We start from the raw sequence: 19,265 nt of genomic DNA, 5'->3' as shown, positions 1-19,265 counted from the left end.
GAATCAAATACACATTAGGTACTAAAGCATATCAAATCATTGAAGCACATTGTTGCTGAAAAATAAAAAATGTTTAAGGATAGAGGGGGACAATTTCATCGATGAAGTACGTTGGATATTCTCTATTATATAATTTTAAAGCTTTTTTTCTTTAACAGAAATTTATTAATTACTGGTTCAATTAGTGATATATACGCTTCTTTATAAGAATACTTTACAATATGTTTGTAAACTAGTTCCCACGAAAATTTGAAAACAGAAACCACAAGGACCAAACGATTCTTCAAGATATTAGGAAAAATAGCCCTTGGTCTCTTAATATTTATATTTCTACTTTTACTATTTGTTCGAAGTCCGTGGGGGCAAGGGATTCTAGTTAATAAAGTGATCTCTTACATTTCAGAGAAAACCAATACTCCGGTTAGTTTAGAAAAGGTTTTTATCACTTTTACTGGAGACATCCAAATAGAAGGTCTTTATTTCGAAGACAAGAATGGGGACACCTTGATATACTCTAAAACTTTGGATGCCGATATTCCACTAATGCCGTTAATTAAAGGTAGTGGTGTAGTTATTAACTCTTTGGATTGGGAAGGATTAAAAGCAAATATATCCAGGAAAGATTCTCTTGAAGGTTTCAATTATCAATTTTTGGTAGATGCGTTTGTTTCTACAGACAGTACAGTTGTAGATACTTCAACTGCTTCGGCCCCTTTGAATTTAAAGTTGGGGGATTTTAATTTTAAAGATTTTAAAATTTCATTCATAGATAAAGTTGGCGGAATTGAAGCCGAGGTACAATTGGGGGACTTTCAGTTGGCAATGAAAGAGACCGACTTGGAGAATATGAAATTCCAAATTTCCAATGCCCGATTATCGAATTCTTCTATAGTTTATATTCAAACCAAACCTTTTCCAGAGTCTGAAGAAAATACTTCTTCTCCTTTGCCATTTATCAGCCTAGAGAATTTGGAAATAGAAAACGTTACTGCTTATTATAATGCGACTCCAGATGGCTTGGCCACTAAACTGGATATTGGCATGTTGAAGACTTCTATTCCAAAAATGGATCTTGTTAATAACACTGTGATTATTGATCAAATTTTACTTACAGAATCAGATATTGTACTGGAAACTACTGCACTTCTAGATCAAAAAGTAGAGAATGTGCCCAAGGATATAGAACAATCTTTAGAAGATTTTGTTTGGCCTAACTGGACTGTTCAAGTAAACAAGGTTTCTTTTAGTGAAGATCGATTTACCTATTTAGTAGACGGAGCAATCATTAAATCTGACATTTATGATCCTAATGCGCTTGCTATTAAGGATTTTAATTTTGAAGCTTCCAATATTTATTTAAAAAATGAAACAGCGGGAGCTACTATAAAAACTTTCACCTTCAAGGAGAGCTCTGGATTAAATCTTGAGAAACTGGCCGGAGACCTTAAAGTTTCAAACACTGACTTAAATATTGATGGACTTCAGCTAAAATTGAATGATAATGTGATAAATGCCAATGCAGCTATAAAGTATAATAGTCTCGCGCAACTTATCAACAATCCCGAAGAAATAGATTTAACAGCAGATATTGCAAACTTTACTGCAAATATGAAGGATCTGTTTGTATATATGCCCGAATTAAAAAAGAATGAATATATAAGGGCATTAGGCGCCAAGAATTTATCTGGGAATTTCAAGCTAGCAGGTTCTGGGAGTTCATTAGCGATTTCCAATGCTTCCATCAACTGGGGTAGTACTACTTTTTTAAACGCGAACGGAAGAATTACCAACCCCATGGATGTGGATAATTTGAGCTACAATTTTCAAAATGTAAATTTCAAATCCACTAGAGGCGATTTAAAGAGATTTGTAAAAGAAGAAGATCTAGGAATCGAGATTCCTACTTTGGTAAACTTAAAAGGTAGTTTTACCGGAGGCCTAGCTTCTTTAAAGACGAATTCCTATTTAACTACTTCCAATGGGGACATGAAAATGATCGGGGATTTTAACTTTGATGATGCAATAGCTTTCGATGCGCAATTTGAAACCATGGAGCTACAGCTAGGCAAGTTTCTAAAGATGGATAATGTTGGCACCCTTAATTTAAAAGTGAATGCAAGCGGAAATGGAAAAGACCTAAATCATCTAAATGCGAATCTAGAAGCTACCATCACAAGCCTTTCCCTTAATAATTATAGTATAAAAGCTCTTAAAATAAATGGAGAGTTTTTGGATGGGGAAGGACCAATTACCGCCAATTATAAAGATGAGAACCTAGACATCGCATTGGATGGATATGTTAATTTCGATACCATCGCCTCTCAAGTAGATCTAAATTTAGATGTCAAAGGAGCCAATCTTAATGCGCTTGGTGTTACTTCAAGAAATATAACGAGTGCGCTCAAATTGAATATGTCCTTTAAAGGAGATCTAGAAAGTTATAGTGTAAATGCAAGCGTAAAAGATGGTATTGCTATCTACGATAATGATGCCTATCTATTAGGGAATGTTGGTATCACAGCCTATGTTCTGCCGGATTCCACTTCTTTGGATATTAGTAACAAGATGTTGGACCTCAGCCTACGATCCAATGCCAATCCAGCAGCTCTTTCGAATGCCTTGACCAATCATTTTAAAAGTTATTTAGTCCCAGATAAGATTAGGGATACACTTTCCACTCCTGTATCTATTGTTTTAAGAGGTAAATTTATAGATACCCCAATTTTGAGCGATGTGTTTGTAACTAGTTTGGAAGAACTGGATACTATAAATATTAAAATGGATTTCAATGAGAAAAATAGAAATTTGACCGCTTCCGTAAATGTTCCTTTCATAGATTTCTACGGAATGCAAATAGACAGTTTGGCTTTCAATATAAATTCAGATGCAAATGATCTTAATTTCGATTTTGGACTGAATGCTTTAAACGCCGGACCATTAGCTATCAAAAAAACCTTGCTGGACGGAAGGATTACAGATAGGAAGCTGTTTATGGATTTCAGTTCCTTTTATAAAGACGAGGAAATTGTACATGTTAAAACCCAAATTACCGAAGCGAATGATATTCTTTATCTTCATGTAGATCCAGAAAAAATAATACTAAACAGTCTTCCATGGAATATTCCTGCCTCCAATGAAATTTCATTCTTGGATACACGTATAGATTTTAAAGATTTTAAATTCACCCATGACAATCAGATGGTGGATTTTTATTCTGATAAACCCGGAGTAACTAAAGAGCATATAGGAGTTGACTTTACAAATTTCACACTTCAGAGCTTTTTAAGCTATTTAAATCCCGAAGAATATCTTGCAAAAGGGGTTTTAAATGGAGAACTGGTAGTGGAAGACCCATTTTCTGAAACAGGAATTCTGGCGAATCTTGAAATTTTAAACTTGGAAGTGTTGGATGCGCCTTTAGGTAGGCTTGTTTTAAATGCAAAATCCAAAGGGAATAAGAGTTACGACTTCAATTTAGCTGTAAAAGATGGAAATGTAGATTTAGACCTTACGGGAGATTACATAGCTGATGATGTTGCAGCAAAATTAAACCTTGATCTGGATTTGAAAAAATTTGAATTAAAAGCTTTGGAAGGTTTTTCAGGAGGGGAAATTACAGATGGGAAAGGTGTTCTATCTGGTAATATGAAGCTAAGCGGAACCACTTTAGAACCCGTCTATAATGGAGAGTTTAAATTTAAAAATGCAGGCTTTAAGGTAGCTATGTTAAATGCCGGGTTTCAGTTTAAAGATGAAACCTTGGTAGTGGATAATAAAGGCTTGTATTTCGATAATTTTAAAATTCAGGATGAAAATAATAACTCCTTTGTAATGGATGGAACTATTTTTACTGAAACCTATTTAAATCCCAGGTTCGATTTAAGTTTTGAAGCCGATAATTTTACGGTTTTAAATTCTACCAAAGAAGATAACGATTTGTTTTATGGAACAGCTAGTTTTGATGCCACTGCAAAGCTCACTGGCGATCTTCTTTTACCAAAATTAAACCTTGATCTTAAGGTCGGGCCGGACACCAATATAACGTATATCGTTCCAGAAGCTGAATTAAATATCGTGGAGCGGGATGGAATTGTGATTTTTGTTAACCGTGAAAACCCAGATGACATTTTAACAAAAACAAAGGAAGAATCGGTAGTGATCTCGGGTTATGAGGTAAATGCAACTATTTCGATAGATGACGCTTCCGTCTTTAATATGGTAATAGATCAGGAAACTGGGGATAATATTCAGGGATCTGGGGAAGGAGATCTTTTCTTCAGCATTTTGCCCAATGGAAGAACCACTTTGTCTGGCCGAATAGAAGTGAGTAAAGGGCATTACGAGATGAGCCTTTATAATTTGGTAAAAAGACGATTTGAAATTGTGGATGGTAGTAGTATCACTTGGTCTGGTGATCCTTTCGATGCCACGTTGGATGCCAGCGCAATTTATAGGGTGGAAACATCGGCTTCAGCTTTAATGGCTCCACAGTTAGGTGGGGCAGATCAATCTGTGTCAAGTAAATTTAGACAAGAATTGGATTTCTTGGTCTATTTAAATGTGGATGGCGAATTGATGCAGCCTGTATTAACCTTTAACCTGGATATGCCAGAAGACGAACAAGGGGCAATTGGGGGACAAGTTTATGGAAGGGTCCAACAATTGAATCAGCAGGAAGATGAGTTAAATAAACAAGTATTTTCATTATTGGTTTTAAATAAATTTTTCCCTGAAACTGGGAGTGATGGAAGTGGGGGAGGAACTGCAGCAATTGCAAGGGACAACTTAAACCAAGCACTTTCAGATCAATTAAATATGTTATCTGGAAAGATCATGGGAGATTCCGGTGTAGAGCTGGATTTTGGTCTTAATAGCTTTACAGATTATCAAGGAGAGAACCCCCAGGATCGTACACAATTAAATGTAGCGGCACAAAAGAAATTATTGGATGACAGGCTTATAGTTAGGGTTGGAAGTAACTTGGATATTCAAGGGAGCGACCAGTCCCCGGAAGCAAGCAATGCTATTATAGGAAATGTGAGTATGGAATACCTATTAACCGAAGATGGTAAGTTCAGGCTTAAGGGATTCCGCAACAATACATTCGACAATGTTATAGACGGACAATTGATAGTTAGTGGAATAGCGCTGATCTTTACTCAGGAATTCAATAAATTCAAGGAGTTGTTTGAAAAGGCAGTAAAGGAACAAGTTGATAAAAATGAAGATAAAAAATAAACCCTTTATGAGATTTAGAAATTCATTTTTATTAACACATACAATTATAATCCTAAGCCTGGGTTTGGTTGTCGCTTGCAGTGCCAAAAAGTACGTGCCAGAGGATAAGTTTTTGTATACCGGGGCAGAAGTCATTATAAATTCTGAAGATACCATCCAGGGGCTCGAGGAGTTGCAAGGGGAGTTGGAAGATGTGTTACGTCCCAAACCAAATGCAAAGTTTTTGGGAATGAGGCCAGGGCTCTATTATCATTATAAAGCACAAAAAGAAAAACCAGGTTTCATAACCAAATTCTTAAATAAAAAGATAGGGGAAGAGCCTGTTTATTCTTCCAGGGTAGATCTTTCGCAAACAGAAAGTTTGCTTCATAACCGCCTAGAGAACCGTGGCTTTTTCTTTAGTGAAGTTAGCTCCAATATAGAAGAGGATGGAAAGGCAAAGGAAGCCTCTGCCACTTACAATGTAAGACTGTCCCATCCCTATTTGCTGAAAAATTATCAATTGGATAGCGATAGCTTGATGGTTTATAAAGAAATAAACAGCAGTTTGAACAAAACTTTAATAAAGCCCGGAATGAGATATGATCTTTCCAAGCTTAAATTGGAAAGGGAACGAATTGAAGGGGATCTAAAGCAAAAAGGCTATTATAACTTTAGTCCGGGCTTATTGATCTTTGAAGCAGATACCAATCAATATTCCAATAATAGGTTCGACCTATTTTTAAGGTTGAAGAAAGATGTTCCCGAAAAAACCATTGTTCCGTATAAGATCACTAAAGTAAATATCTTTCCAAATTATGTGGTAGACACAGATTCTATTAAGAAGGACACCATTCTTTACGCAAATAAAAACTTTATTCAGGAAACCGAATATTTTAAACCAGAGCGATTAGATCCATTTATTTTAATTGAAAAGGATCAATTTTTTAACCCTACTACATCAAGGAACACCAGTAGACGGCTTGCTACAATTGGTGCCTATAAGTTTATAAATATTAGATATGATGAAATAGATTCCCTTTCTACAGATAGCCTTGGGATCTTGGAAGCAAATATTTTTTTATCTCCTTTGAATAAACGAGCCATAAGGGCAGAATTACAGGCCGTAACAAAATCCAATGATTTTGCCGGACCCAATTTAGAACTTACCTATGTTAACAGGAACTTATTTAAAGGTGGGGAAATCCTAAAGATTACAGGGAAATTTGGCTATGAATTTCAATTGGTAAAAGGGAATCAGTCTGGATTTAACAGTCTCGAATTTGGATTGAAATCAGATCTTATATTTCCACGATTATTATTTCCCATTTCTTTCAGTAAAGATTTTTTTACCTACGCTATTCCTAAAACCAGAATAAGCTTAGGCGCAGACTTTTTGAATAGAACCAAACTTTTCAGCTTAACATCTTTTTATACTAGTTTTGGATACTTTTGGACTGCAAATAAATATGTTACCCATGAGTTCAACCCAATATCTGTTAATCTGGTTAAGTTAACCAATACAACCCCTGCATTTGATGATATTCTTAAAGCCAACCCATTTTTACAAACCAGTTTCGATCAGCAGTTTATTGCAGGGCTCACGTATTCTTTTACATATAATGGGATGGTGGATGCCTACAAAAAACATCAATTTTTCACAAATTTAAACCTAGACATCGCAGGAAATACCCTTGGTTTATTAAGTGGAAGCAAAAATGGGGATAAACCTAGTACTTTTTTAGGATCAGAATTTGCGCAATATGCCAAAGCAGATGTAGATCTTAGGTATCACTTTAACTTTGGGAAGGAACAAAAGATCGCTACACGGCTATTTGCTGGCTTAGGTATGCCTTATGGAAATTCAGAAGTTATGCCATATACCAAGCAATATTTTTCTGGAGGCCCTTATAGTGTAAGGGCATTTAAATCCCGCTCTTTAGGACCGGGAACCTATGTGCCCGAAATAGATGAATTCAATTCTTATTTCAATCAAACTGGAAATATTCGTTTGGAAGCAAATGTGGAATATCGGTTCCCAATTTACTCTTTCTTTAAAGGAGCCATATTTGCCGATGCCGGAAATGTTTGGAACACAAAAGAGAATGAAGCATTACCAGGGGGGGAGTTCACGGGAGATTTTATAAATCAATTAGGGATAGGAGCCGGAGCCGGGCTACGGATAGATATACAAAGCTTTGTGATTCGATTCGATCTTGCTGCGGCATTAAAACGACCTACAGATGGTAAAAAGTTTAATTTCGATTATGCAAATCCGGTATTGAACTTTGCAATTGGCTATCCTTTTTAATGCTGAAGTTTAGTGCCATATGCTAAATCACCTGCATCTCCCAATCCAGGTACTATATAACCTTTATCATTCAGTTCTTTATCTACTATCGCAATCCAGAGTTTGGTGTTTTCGGGGAAATGTGTGCTCATATACTCTATTCCCTGCTGGGAACCAATTACCGAAGCCAAGTGAATCTCCTTGGGTGTCCCCATCTTCTTCAATGCGCTATAAACATTTACAAAAGACCTTCCCGTGGCGAGCATAGGATCTGCCAGGATAAGGGTTTTGTTTTCTAAAGAAGGAGAAGCTAAATATTCTACTTTTATTTCAAATTCCTTTTCAGAAGTATGATGCCTGTATGCCGAAATAAAGGTGTTTTCGGCAGTGTCAAAATAATTCAGCAAACCTTGATGAAATGGTAATCCAGCTCTTAAAATAGAACATATAACAACATCTTCCTTTGGAATATTACAATTTGCAATTCCTAGAGGGGTTTTAATATCCACTTTATGGAAGGATAGCGTTTTACTAAGTTCGTATCCCAACACCTCTCCAACCCTTTCAATATTTCTACGGAAACGCATCCTATCTGCTTGAACAGAAACATCGCGTAGTTCAGAAATAAATTTATTTAAAACAGATTGTTGGTCCCCTAGATTTATAACTTGCATTGAAAGTATTTTGGATAAATTTAAGCAGAATATTTAGCAAGCTATTCATTCAATTCAAGAAATTCCGCTTTTTATATTTCATGGTGCTATTTTTGATAAGATAGAATAGAATTGATTGTGCGTTTAGATACCTAAAGCAAGTTTTTGTCACCTTGAGCACAGTCGAAAGGTCATACAAAAATATCTTGGCTTTAACCTAAGTTGAATATAGACGAAAGGCCCGACGGGACAATATTCGTTTTAATTTGCATATTATTAGGTGTTTTTCCGGACAAACAATTATAGATTTTCCAATAATTCCTTATTTTTATAATATGAAAATATACAGTATTTTTTTCTTACTCATGTTTGGTGCTGCTCTTGGCTTTTCACAAGAAACCCCTGTCAAGTCTACACCTATAGAGCGGGCAGGAACCTCTTTTCCACCTCCAAGTGAAGGATCTGCAATTCCGGCAAGAAAATCTACCAACCCATTTTTCAAGTCCAAAGAGAGAGCCTCAAATTTACCATCAGATAAAAAAGAGTCTTTTAGCATGAAAACAGGTAATGACCTACTAACTGCTGGCGATTTTATTGAAAAAAAATGGACAGAAGATAAAAAAATTAGTGATGAATATAGAAAAGACCAGTATTTAGGAGATTTTAAAACCAAAGGGAGCTATGTAGAAGTTTTATGCAGGGACTATCAATATGTAGATGGAGATAAAGTACGGGTGTATGTAAATGGGAAAATGGTTGAGTCGGTTATAGAGTTACAGGCAAATTACACCCCTATTCTAATAAAGTTGGAAAGCGGGCTTAATACCATAGAAATCGAAGCACTTAATCAAGGGAGTTCTGGTCCTAATACTGCCGCTTTCAAGATCTACGGAGATCAGGGAGAACTAATTACTTCTAATGAATGGAATTTGCTTACTGGTGCCAAAGCCAGTGTTATTTTTGTGAAACAGTGATTTAAGAATAATATATTGAAACAGATGCTCTATTTGGAGTACATACCAAAAAAGTCCCAGAATACTACTTTGGGACTTTTTTGATAAGCTACATGCAGCTTAATCATCTGTTATATCTTCCAATTTCTTAACTGTGGAAACGGTATTCCTTATTTCATTCAATTGATTGGTAAGCATTGATTTAACTTTGGGGGAAAAATGAGCTTTTTTGAGCTTTTCTTCATATTCCCTTACACTTGCTTTTTCACCTCTAATACATTCTTCCAGTACAGCTTCTTCATCATTCTTGCTCATGGCAGTTTTAATATCTATCCAAACTCTATGTAACTTGCCCGTTGCAGTTCCTTCATTTATTTTAGGGTGTGCATTCAGATCGTGCAATTCTTTTTCAATTTCGGTCTTAAACCTATTCCGCATTACTACTTGTTGCTTAAAGAATTTTCGCAAACTAGGATGTTCGGTATCTTCGAATGCTTTTTTAAAACCTTTTTCTGCATCGTAATTTTTCTCTAAAAGTTGTTTGAGTTTATTTACAACTTCATCATGAAGTTCTACTTTCGCTTCTTCTCTAGTGGTTCTCATATCATAACTTTTTTTGACAGTTAAAAATTGTACTATAAATATACAGTGATAATTACAGAAAAAATCTAACCATTGTCATATTTACAATTGTTTAACAAAATAAAGTTTTAATTAAGGTTCATTTTTTCTAAGTTCAACAATTTAATCGAAAAGGAATAATTATAAAAGGAGAAATTCTGAATCGAACTTTTAAAAGACTAAAATTAACTTACTAATTTTTATAAGATCATTTAATTTATTACGAAATTAGTGACACTTTCTTATCCGCATTTTAATTCTGTTATAACTATTTAAATATTTTAAATATGAAAAAAGTTCTTATATGTATAGATTACAATCCTACTTCTGAAATGGTAGCAAATTCTGGATATGAACTCGCTAAATCTTTAAATGCTGAAGTCTGTCTTCTTCATGTTATTGCCGACGTTCAATATTATGGAGTTCAATATCCAACTTTTATGGGCTATAATGGCTTTGACGCCGAAGTAGATTTAAATATAAACAAGGAGATGAAACGGGTAGCTGGGAATTTTTTAGATACCGTAAAAACCCATTTTAAAGACCCAAAAGTGGAAACTAAAGTACTTGAAGGAAGTACGGCCGATATGATCTTGGAATATGCATCCCATTGGAATGCCAATACCATCGTCTTAGGTACTCACAGCCATAGTATTTTAGAGAAAATTTTTATTGGGGATGTTGCTTCAAAAGTACTAAAGGACACAAAAGTTCCCGTTTATATGGTGCCAACTAAAGAATAGCTGCTTTTTCCCTAATCACTTCCTATTTTTCAACTATGGATGAAGTAAAACAGTATATAGAGTATGTAGCGAGGGGATTGGAAGCTATAGGGGTTGTTATAATTGCACTAGGCGCATTAATAGCTCTTTTTCGATTTCTAATCGCTCAATTAAAGTTTAAAAACCATCTCTATACAAGATTAAGACGAGAGCTTGGGAAAGCAATTTTATTAGGCCTGGAAGTTTTGGTTGCTGCAGATATTATTGCAACGGTCGTTACAGAACCTACCTTAGGGAAAGTATTTACTCTTGGAGTGATTGTACTTATAAGAACATTTTTAAGCATTTCCCTTCAAGTTGAAATTGAAGGGAAATTTCCTTGGCAATCCAAAAAGGACGCAGCCGATCCTTATACCGATTGATACTGCCTTAATCCGAATTCTAGTAGCGATGTTTTGATTTAATTTTTTTTGCATATCTGTTTTTAACTAGAAAGACATTTAACTATCCCATCACCCTGTACTGATTCACTTTGGAAATTTCAGGGTCTCGTTTGGAATTGCTGGCATATTGGTACACGCATATGATAACGATAAATTTAAATATGGTTAGTAAAAATAATTAAAGCCACAAAACTGGAAAATCAAAATTTTTCCCATCTACAATTAACTTAAATACACCATTGGGTTAATTTTATTTACTACCTTTAAGTTTCTAAATATCAGAGTACTCCCTCCAGCTATCCCATTTAATTTACCCCCCAGAATTAAAATACTAAGAAATGATAAACTTTCATTTTTCGATTATTGCGATGTAAATATTCATTAATAAATAGTTTGGTTATGGAATTAACGGGAACAGTAGACACCACAATGAAAGAGGTGCTATCCAAAGAGATCAAAGGACAAGTGATTTTTCCGGAAGACAAAATTTATGAGGAGGCCAGAAAGGTCTACAATGCAATGATCAATAAGCATCCGGGCATGATCATAAAATGTATTGATACTGCCGATGTAATTGCTGCGGTAAATTTTGCAAGAGAGAACAAATTACTGATTGCAATTAGGGGAGGTGGCCATAACGGTGGTGGGCTCGGTTTATGCGACGGTGGAATGGTAATAGATCTTTCTGAAATCAAATTTGTACGCGTGAATGCAGAAGATAGTACTGTAACAGTAGGAGCGGGTAATTTATGGGGCGAAGTAGATCATGCAACTCATCCTTTTGGTCTTGCAGTTCCCTCTGGAATGATTTCTACTACAGGAGTTGCAGGGCTTACATTAGGTGGTGGAGTTGGCTATTTGGCCAGAAAATATGGTTTAACCATAGACAGTTTGTTGGAAGTAGATATGGTAATGGCAGACGGCACCTATCTAACAGTAAATAATCATCAATATCCAGATCTTTTCTGGGCTATACGTGGAGGCGGAGGGAATTTTGGAATTGTTACCTCTTTTAAATTTCAGGCTCATCCTGTAAAGACAGTGTATGGAGGACCAATGTTGTGGCCTATCGAAAAAGTTGAAGAGGTAATGGAATGGTACGATGCATTTATTGAAAATGCAGAAGAAGATCTAAATGGGTTTATAGCGACAATGATAATTCCTGGGCCACCTTTTCCAGATTTTCTTCATAATAAACAGTTCTGCGGAATTGTTTGGTGCTATTTAGGAGATCCAAAAAATGCTGAAAAAGTATTTAAGCCAATTAAAGATAGGAAACCTATTTTCGAACATTTAGGGGAAATGCCTTATCCGGCAATTCAAACGCTCTTTGATGGCTTAATGCCACCCGGATTGCAATGGTATTGGCGAGCCGATTTTTTTAATGAGCTGGGACCTGAAGTAAGAAAACAACACAAGATATTTGGATCTCAAATCCCAACTCCTTTATCACAAATGCATTTGTACCCAATTAATGGTGCAGCAAGTAGAAAAAAGAATTCTGAAACCGCTTGGGCATATCGCGATGCAAAATATGCTGGTGTAATAGTAGGAGTAGATCCAGATCCGGGTAATGCCGTTAAAATAACAAAATGGTGCAAGGATTATTGGGAAGCCTTACATCCTCATTCGGCAGGTGGGGCCTATTCCAATTTTTTAATGAATGAAGGAGAAGAGCGAATTAAAGCTAGTTATAAAGGAAACTACGATAGATTGGTGGAAGTTAAAAGGAAATATGATCCCGATAATTTGTTCAGGGTTAATCAAAACATTAAACCTTAATAAATATCAATATGAAAAAAGATGTAATATCATTCCGAAACATTGGTTTATGCTTACTTATGGCTGCCTTTTTTCCGCTGTTAATTTTTGGGCAGGAAAATGATAATATGACTTTTGAAAAATCCCTGGTAAAGGATGTGAATAGTGCTGATGTAATTTGGGGGCCATGCCCGGAATTTATGCCAGATGGCTGTGAAATAGCTGTTTTACATGGAGATCCGGCAAAACCAAATGTCGATATCCTTTTTAGGATACCGGCCAATAGTGATATTTCCAATCATTGGCATAATTCTGTAGAACGAATGATTTTATTGTCCGGGAAACTGGAAGTTACTTATCAAGGAGAAAATACCCAAACTTTAAAATAGGGAAATTACGCGTATGGTCCTGCCAAAAAACCGCATTCCGGGAAATGTGGCAACGCTGGACCTTGTGTCCTGTTTATTGGCTTTGAAAACCCATTGGACGCTATACCTATAAATAAGTAAATAGGGAGGGAGCGGTATGGTAAATAAGAAAAAAGGCTGATTAAATTATTTGTTTTTTAATATTGCAGATGTTAAATGGGTAAGGATTTATGCGATTATTATTGTACTTTTACGCAAAGGTAATCGTATAAATGCCCTTCAAGTAATCTTGTTACCCTCAATAACGGTACAATTTATCTTTTTTGAGATCTTTTTGCTTTCTATTCGAGTGTTTTTACGAGTTGCCAGATTTGTTCACGCAGAACAGAGTTTATAACAATTAATATTTTAAGTAAGAATGGCGAGACCACAAGAAAGTTTTGGTAAAAAAGAAAAAGAAAAGAAGCGTTTAAAAAAACGTGAAGAAAAACAACGTAAAAAAGAAGAGCGTAAATCTAATGCAAAGAGTGGCGATTTGGAAGATATGTTGGTTTATGTAGATGAGAATGGACAATTAACTGATACCCCACCGGATCCTAATAAAAAGAAGGAAAAAGTGGATGCAGAGAGTATCGTTATTGGTGTTCCCAAAAAAGAATATGTAGAAGAAGATCCTTTCCATAAAGGAAAAGTTGAATTCTTCAATGACTCTAAAGGATTTGGATTTATTAATGACCTAGATTCCCAAGAAAAATATTTCGTTCACATTAGTGAATTGATTGATGAAGTTAAAGAAGGTGATAATGTAATTTTCGAAATAGAACGCGGAATGAAAGGAATGAACGCTGTTAGGGTTAAAAAAGGATAGTTGTTTCTTAAACCTTCATTTTAAATTGTTTATAAATTATATTTTAAATTCGGTCTTGCTGAAAATGAATTATAGTTGATTTAAGTTTTACATCCACCAAGATGGAATCAAGCTAAATTTGTCATTTAAGATAAAATGTATGTAACTTTAGATGATATTTAAATATTATTATGTTCATCTAAGTTGTTTGATCTATAAATGGAAATAAAAGTTTTGGAACCATCCGAGATTACCTCTAGTTACTCATCAAAAAAGTTCGAGTTAGAACTTGATGAATATAAAAATGTACTGGATACTATTACTGGTTCTGAAAAGTTAAAAAGAAATATTCTTTTAAATTTTTCAGAATTGGCCAACTATTATATTTCCACTTCAGATCTGGAATTTCAAGAAATTTCTTCAGGGAAAGGGAATTCCCAAGAATGCTATTTGTTACATTATGCCTTGGCCAAACCTTTTAAGGATCTTATGCTGCTGCACCGGGATGTTTTCCTTCAACTACAAATTGCATCGCATAAAGCAGAAGAAAACGTTGTAAAAAAGGATTCCATTAAAGCACATTTTTTAGAATCAAAATCTATTCTTCACCAAGCTTTAAATGCATTTCAAAAAAATGTGGAGCAAGAATATAGAACTATTGCAAGGTTCGAAAAAAGCAGAAAAGCTATTTCCCGAAAAACAAAACATCAACAAAATCCCTGGCCTGTATATAAGGAGCAATTTGAAAATATTCTGGAACAAATTCAACTTATAGATACTGCTGGTCTAACTTTTCAAAAGGTAATTGAAATCTTTAATTCAATTAAAAAATTCACTAAAACTTCTTATGAAAACAGTCTAGAGGAAGCTGAAAATTCTAGAGGGACCATTGAAACAGTTTTAACTTCATTGGAAAAAATGAAGGAGAATGAGGAGGTTCCGCTTCTAGTTGCTGAAATTACTCTTGCTATAAAAAAGATTGAAACTTCCTCGGGTAGAAAGCTCGAAGGCTTTACAGATCTCGTAGAAGATAAAGTAAAATCTTTGGCTACATTAAATTTCCCAACCGCTACCAATGAAGGGCTTTTGCTTATTAAAAAGATAGATTTCAATAGAGCTGTTAAAAAATGGTTGGATTATGAGTTGTTGCCTTATTTGATAGACTTATGGGAAAATCAGAACAATTTGGCATCCTATTATAAACACAGTCTCATTAATTTAAAAAGCAGTCTAAAATTAATTACAAACAATAATTCTTTTTCGCCACTTCACGCACAAATAGCAACACTTAAAGAGATCCAAAAGACCATCGGTTTAAATATTGGGAAACAGCAACAAATTATTGCCCAAATTGAACATAAATTAGAGAATCAGCTGCTGGCCACCAATATTTATAATTCAGAGGAATTTCTGGAAGTTTCATTTCAATCTTCATTAAATCAATACACGGCAGATAGCAGTGGCCTACTAATAGGTTGGTTTCAAAAAATTAAAACCGCTTTTAAGTTCCTAAACTCTTCTTACGAAAAAACCACCTCCCTTCCACAGGACAATGCAATGGAAAAAGCCATTAATTGTATTAAATTTAGGATGGTAAAGGAAGAAAACGCATATTACGACACCTTGTTTTTAAACAAAAATTTTATTGGTGATCTTTTCCTTGTGCCCCGTGTGGAAGAAGAAAACAAACTTGATGTTTGTTTTAATGATTGGCAAAAAGGCTTTAATAAATCGGCACTTCTTACCGGTAATAATTTAAGTGGTAAATCTACCTTTATGGAAGATTTTGCTAAAAAACATTTTGGCAAGGATAATATACTTCTGGAAACCGATAGTACCATTACTATCGAGGGCAGAAAATTTAAAACCACCAAAAATTTAAAGGAAGCCCTACAAGAAGTAAACAAGAATATTTATAATACCAGGCCGGTCTTATTAATAGACGATTTGGAATATTGGAGGTCCGATGAAATTAGCTTTTTAGACAATGTTAGGGCACTTGTGAATTTTGTGCTTTCAGAATCTAACAGGATCTTCATAATGGTATCTATATCCAAAGCGATGCAAAAACATTTAGACCAGAGGATTCCTTTTTCCAATGCATTTACAACCCGCTTAGATCTTAACAAAACCAGAACTGAAGAAATATTCAAGGCGGTTTTAATACGGCATGGAGCTTCCCATAAAAAACTGGTAAATGAGGATAGACATGTGATGTATCCAAAACATATTGAACATAAGGTTCAGGAACTGTCCAGTCGTTTTAAAAACAACATTGGCGAAATTTTACAAGCTTGGTCATATAGTACTAAAATGATAGATAATAATCTTGTGGTTTTTGAGGGGGAAGATTGTAGCTTTGAAGATTTCTTTAGTGCAGAAGAACTCATTATTTTAAAATATGTATTTCTCTACAAATATGTAAACGAAGTATTATTGAAAAATTTCTTGGGTAAAGGCTATAATATTCATTTTGATTCTGGGATCAAGAGGCTTGTGAACACAAAGGTTTTATTGAGAAATCCGAATGGAAATCTCATCTTAAACAGAGTAATAACTTCAGATATCTATGAAATTCTAAGATATAGGGGAACTATTAACTAAATGGAAACTATCATCACATTTTATTCATGGAAAGGGCTATTTTACCTATTTATAGCCCTACTTGCGCTGTATGGAATTATAAAGATCGTAATTCGGCTTATCGAAAATTCTGCCAAGAAAAATTTAGCAAATAAGCGCTTTATTTTCTGGCTTAGAAATAGCCTTTTCTTTTATACCCCTGTTGCTGTGGTTATTTTTGTCTTAGGGTTTATATCTATTAATTATATTACCCATAGTATTATAATGCTTATAATAGGAATTTTCGGTTATCCTTATATCCAAAATTATCTTAGCGGCATAATCTTTATATCAAATCCAATTGTAAACGAAGGTGCACTTATAAAATCCGATAATTTGGATGGGGAAATAAAACGCTTGATGGTACTGGGAATGATTGTGAATACAGAACATGGGGAGCAATATGTGAATTATAAAAATGTGGAAGATTCTGGGTTTACCATAAATTCCAATAAAAGCAGTGCGTTGAGGCAGACGCTATATCTTAATACGAATCTTGCCAAAGATGGTATATTGGATATTTTGTTTGACAATCCTATTCTTGATTTTGAAGAAAAACCAAGCCTTAAGATGGGTGCACAAACCGAAGATCATATTTTAAAATATACCTTGGAGGCCGGGGCAACTACCCAAGATCTTATCTCTTTTTTAAATTCAAAAGAAATAGAAACAAGTTTAACCCGTAAAGCGATTTAATATATGGAAATTTTATCCTCTTATAATTTAATAATTGGGGTGTCGGTAATTATAATACTGTCCTTTCTTTTTAACGGGTTATCCAAGAAAACCAATATTCCTGCAGTGCTAATGCTGATAATGTTGGGGGTTGGGCTTCAATATTTATTGGATTATTGGGATGCCGGGAATGTTGACTTTTTCCCTGTTTTAGAAGTATTGGGAATTGTCGGATTGATTATGATCGTTCTGGAGGCTGCACTAGAACTGGAGTTGAAGCGGGAAAAACTCGTCCCCATTTTAAAGGCAATGGGTATTGCACTTATCGGGTTATTGGCCTCGGCATGGGTTGCGGCATTAATTCTGTATAATTTCATTCCAGAAATGACCATGCAATCTGCCTGGTTGTATGCAACCCCTTTATCCATCTTATCCAGTGCCATTATCATTCCTAGCGTGTTGGGATTAACTGGTGCCAAAAGAGAATTCCATATTTACGAAAGTACGTTTTCGGATATTTTGGGAATTATGATGTTCTATTTTCTAACAGGAAAATTAAATCCTGCGGAAGATGGGGGGATCGCGGGTTTTAGTGGAAACCTGGTATTGACAATAGTGATATCCCTGGTAGCCAGTTACGGGATCATATTAATATTTCAGCGTATTAAAAGTCAGGTGAAATTATTTCTTTTAATTGGCGTTTTGCTACTCTTATATGCATTGGGCAAGAAAATGCATTTATCGTCATTGATCATTATTTTGATCTTCGGATTGGTAATAGCCAATATGAAATTGTTCTTTAAAGGGAAGCTCTCCAAATATCTTCATTTCGAAAAAGCGCACCATATTTACCATGAGTTGCATACCATTACTGCAGAAACTGCCTTTGTGGTGCGAACTTTCTTTTTTGTGATCTTCGGACTTACCATCGCTATTGCATCTCTTTGGAATTTAGATGTGGCACTCATAAGCTTAATGATCATTGCTTCTATCTACGGAATTCGATTTGTGCTACTTCGTATTTTTATAGGAGCAGATATCCTTCCGCAGCTATTTATAGCACCACGTGGATTAATTACCGTGCTCTTATTTTATGCCATCCCGGGAGAGGCCGAAATAGCCACTTTTGAACCTGGGATCTTATTATTTGTGATAATAGGAACCAGCCTTATTATGACCTTTGCAATGATCTACGATAAACGCAGGTCTTCTAAGGCAATTAAAGCTGCAAACAGCATCAAGGTTGGCACTACGAAATGGAAAGCCCCTGCTTTGGAAGAAACTGCCAGGTAAATTAACCTTGCATTGTGATAAAAATCACTGGTAATTATTCAATTTTGGAAAATCCAAATATTTTGGATAATTACAACCTCAAAAAATCAATTGAATAATGGATACGCTATATAAAGTAGAAATACAAAATTTTGAAACAATTTTGAAATTGCCCAATTATTGGGACAAGCAGAAATATAAGGAATTACTGGAGGTGTTGGAATATGGGGATACTGCTGAAATCCCTGATGCAGAACTAAAGGACATGTGCTATATGGCCATAGCCGATAACGAACCTGGAGAGGCGGCAAAACTCGTTTTGGGATATGTGTTCCATGATCGCTTGAATTCCGGTCAAATAGATAATCTTTCGAATGAAATACAGGAAGAAAAAATGTGGGAAGAATATGCTGAAATTGGTTATCATGAAGACTTTTTTAATACCGGACAAATTCTATACGAGGCCTTCAACGGGAAATTCCCCCTTCCTGAAGCAGTGGAATTTGAAGTGAAGATTACTTCAGATAAATTACAGGATCTTCTTGTAGATGATAAAATTTCAGAAGCGGCTTTAATAAGATTGTTGGCTCATGGTATGCCGGAAAACACACTTATCAATAGATTGTTTACAGAACAATTAAGCTCTGAATCATTTGTAGAGGCCGAAAATATTATTTGGCAAATGAAGACAGAAGTTCAATCGGATAACTCTGCTTTGGTTACTGTGATCTCTTCAAAATATTTCTTTCAGGATTTAAAATATGTTGAAAGCTTTGAAGCTACGACGCATAATGACGAGGAAGTAGAAGAGGAAGATTAAG

The 19,265-nt window shown here is 35.1% G+C and carries 14 protein-coding genes; 12 read left to right on the top strand and 2 right to left on the bottom strand.

Annotated elements, in window-relative coordinates; translation table 11 throughout:
- The first annotated feature begins 384 nt into the window (after positions 1–384).
- On the top strand, positions 385–5,238 hold the full coding sequence (locus tag JM83_RS16910; RefSeq protein ID WP_144963841.1) for a translocation/assembly module TamB: 4,854 nt from the start codon (positions 385–387) through the stop codon (positions 5,236–5,238).
- Between the two features lie 7 nt (positions 5,239–5,245).
- Entirely contained in the window at positions 5,246–7,528 is a 2,283-nt protein-coding gene (locus JM83_RS16905) for a BamA/TamA family outer membrane protein (RefSeq protein ID WP_144963274.1), read from the top strand.
- On the opposite strand, the gene upp is transcribed toward JM83_RS16905, so the two are convergent.
- On the bottom strand, positions 7,525–8,181 hold the full coding sequence (gene upp, locus JM83_RS16900) for a uracil phosphoribosyltransferase (RefSeq protein ID WP_144963273.1): 657 nt from the start codon (positions 8,179–8,181) through the stop codon (positions 7,525–7,527). The two genes, JM83_RS16905 and upp, sit on opposite strands and share 4 nt — an antisense overlap.
- A 314-nt stretch (positions 8,182–8,495) precedes the next feature.
- Between upp and JM83_RS16895 the strand changes: the two genes are divergently transcribed.
- Positions 8,496–9,134: a hypothetical protein gene (locus JM83_RS16895; protein WP_261376847.1), complete on the top strand. Its 639-nt coding sequence runs from the start codon at positions 8,496–8,498 to the stop codon at positions 9,132–9,134.
- A gap of 99 nt (positions 9,135–9,233) precedes the next feature.
- Here the strand turns inward: JM83_RS16895 and JM83_RS16890 are convergent, their stop codons facing one another.
- The gene (locus JM83_RS16890; RefSeq protein WP_144963272.1) at positions 9,234–9,716 is read right to left on the bottom strand and encodes a ferritin-like domain-containing protein; all 483 of its coding nucleotides are present in this window, start codon (positions 9,714–9,716) and stop codon (positions 9,234–9,236) included.
- Positions 9,717–10,021: 305 nt separating this feature from the next.
- Between JM83_RS16890 and JM83_RS16885 the strand changes: the two genes are divergently transcribed.
- The 9 genes from JM83_RS16885 to JM83_RS16845 all read left to right on the top strand — a co-directional run bounded on the left by JM83_RS16885 (position 10,022) and on the right by JM83_RS16845 (position 19,264).
- Positions 10,022–10,477: a universal stress protein gene (locus tag JM83_RS16885; protein ID WP_144963271.1), complete on the top strand. Its 456-nt coding sequence runs from the start codon at positions 10,022–10,024 to the stop codon at positions 10,475–10,477.
- 35 nt (positions 10,478–10,512) lie between these two features.
- Positions 10,513–10,878: a DUF1622 domain-containing protein gene (locus tag JM83_RS16880; protein WP_144963270.1), complete on the top strand. Its 366-nt coding sequence runs from the start codon at positions 10,513–10,515 to the stop codon at positions 10,876–10,878.
- 420 nt (positions 10,879–11,298) lie between these two features.
- A complete protein-coding gene (locus tag JM83_RS16875) occupies positions 11,299–12,681 on the top strand; it encodes an FAD-binding oxidoreductase (protein WP_144963269.1) in 1,383 nt (460 codons plus the stop codon).
- An 11-nt stretch (positions 12,682–12,692) separates the two neighbouring features.
- The gene (locus JM83_RS16870) at positions 12,693–13,049 is read left to right on the top strand and encodes a cupin (protein ID WP_261376846.1); all 357 of its coding nucleotides are present in this window, start codon (positions 12,693–12,695) and stop codon (positions 13,047–13,049) included.
- Between the two features lie 397 nt (positions 13,050–13,446).
- Positions 13,447–13,896 carry a cold-shock protein gene (locus JM83_RS16865; RefSeq protein WP_144963268.1) on the top strand — a complete coding sequence of 150 codons (450 nt, stop codon included), beginning with the start codon at positions 13,447–13,449 and terminating at the stop codon, positions 13,894–13,896.
- 198 nt (positions 13,897–14,094) lie between these two features.
- Entirely contained in the window at positions 14,095–16,479 is a 2,385-nt protein-coding gene (locus JM83_RS16860; protein ID WP_144963267.1) for a hypothetical protein, read from the top strand.
- Positions 16,480–17,193 carry a hypothetical protein gene (locus JM83_RS16855; protein ID WP_144963266.1) on the top strand — a complete coding sequence of 238 codons (714 nt, stop codon included), beginning with the start codon at positions 16,480–16,482 and terminating at the stop codon, positions 17,191–17,193. It abuts the gene before it with no gap.
- A gap of 3 nt (positions 17,194–17,196) precedes the next feature.
- Positions 17,197–18,465, top strand: coding sequence for a cation:proton antiporter (locus JM83_RS16850; RefSeq protein ID WP_144963265.1), 1,269 nt, complete (start codon positions 17,197–17,199; stop codon positions 18,463–18,465).
- Between the two features lie 97 nt (positions 18,466–18,562).
- Positions 18,563–19,264, top strand: coding sequence for a hypothetical protein (locus JM83_RS16845; protein WP_144963264.1), 702 nt, complete (start codon positions 18,563–18,565; stop codon positions 19,262–19,264).
- Position 19,265 lies beyond the last annotated feature (1 nt).

Source organism: Gillisia sp. Hel_I_86, assembly GCF_007827275.1.
Classification (GTDB): Bacteria; Bacteroidota; Bacteroidia; order Flavobacteriales; family Flavobacteriaceae; genus Gillisia.
This window is presented reverse-complemented; position numbering and strand designations above follow the sequence as displayed.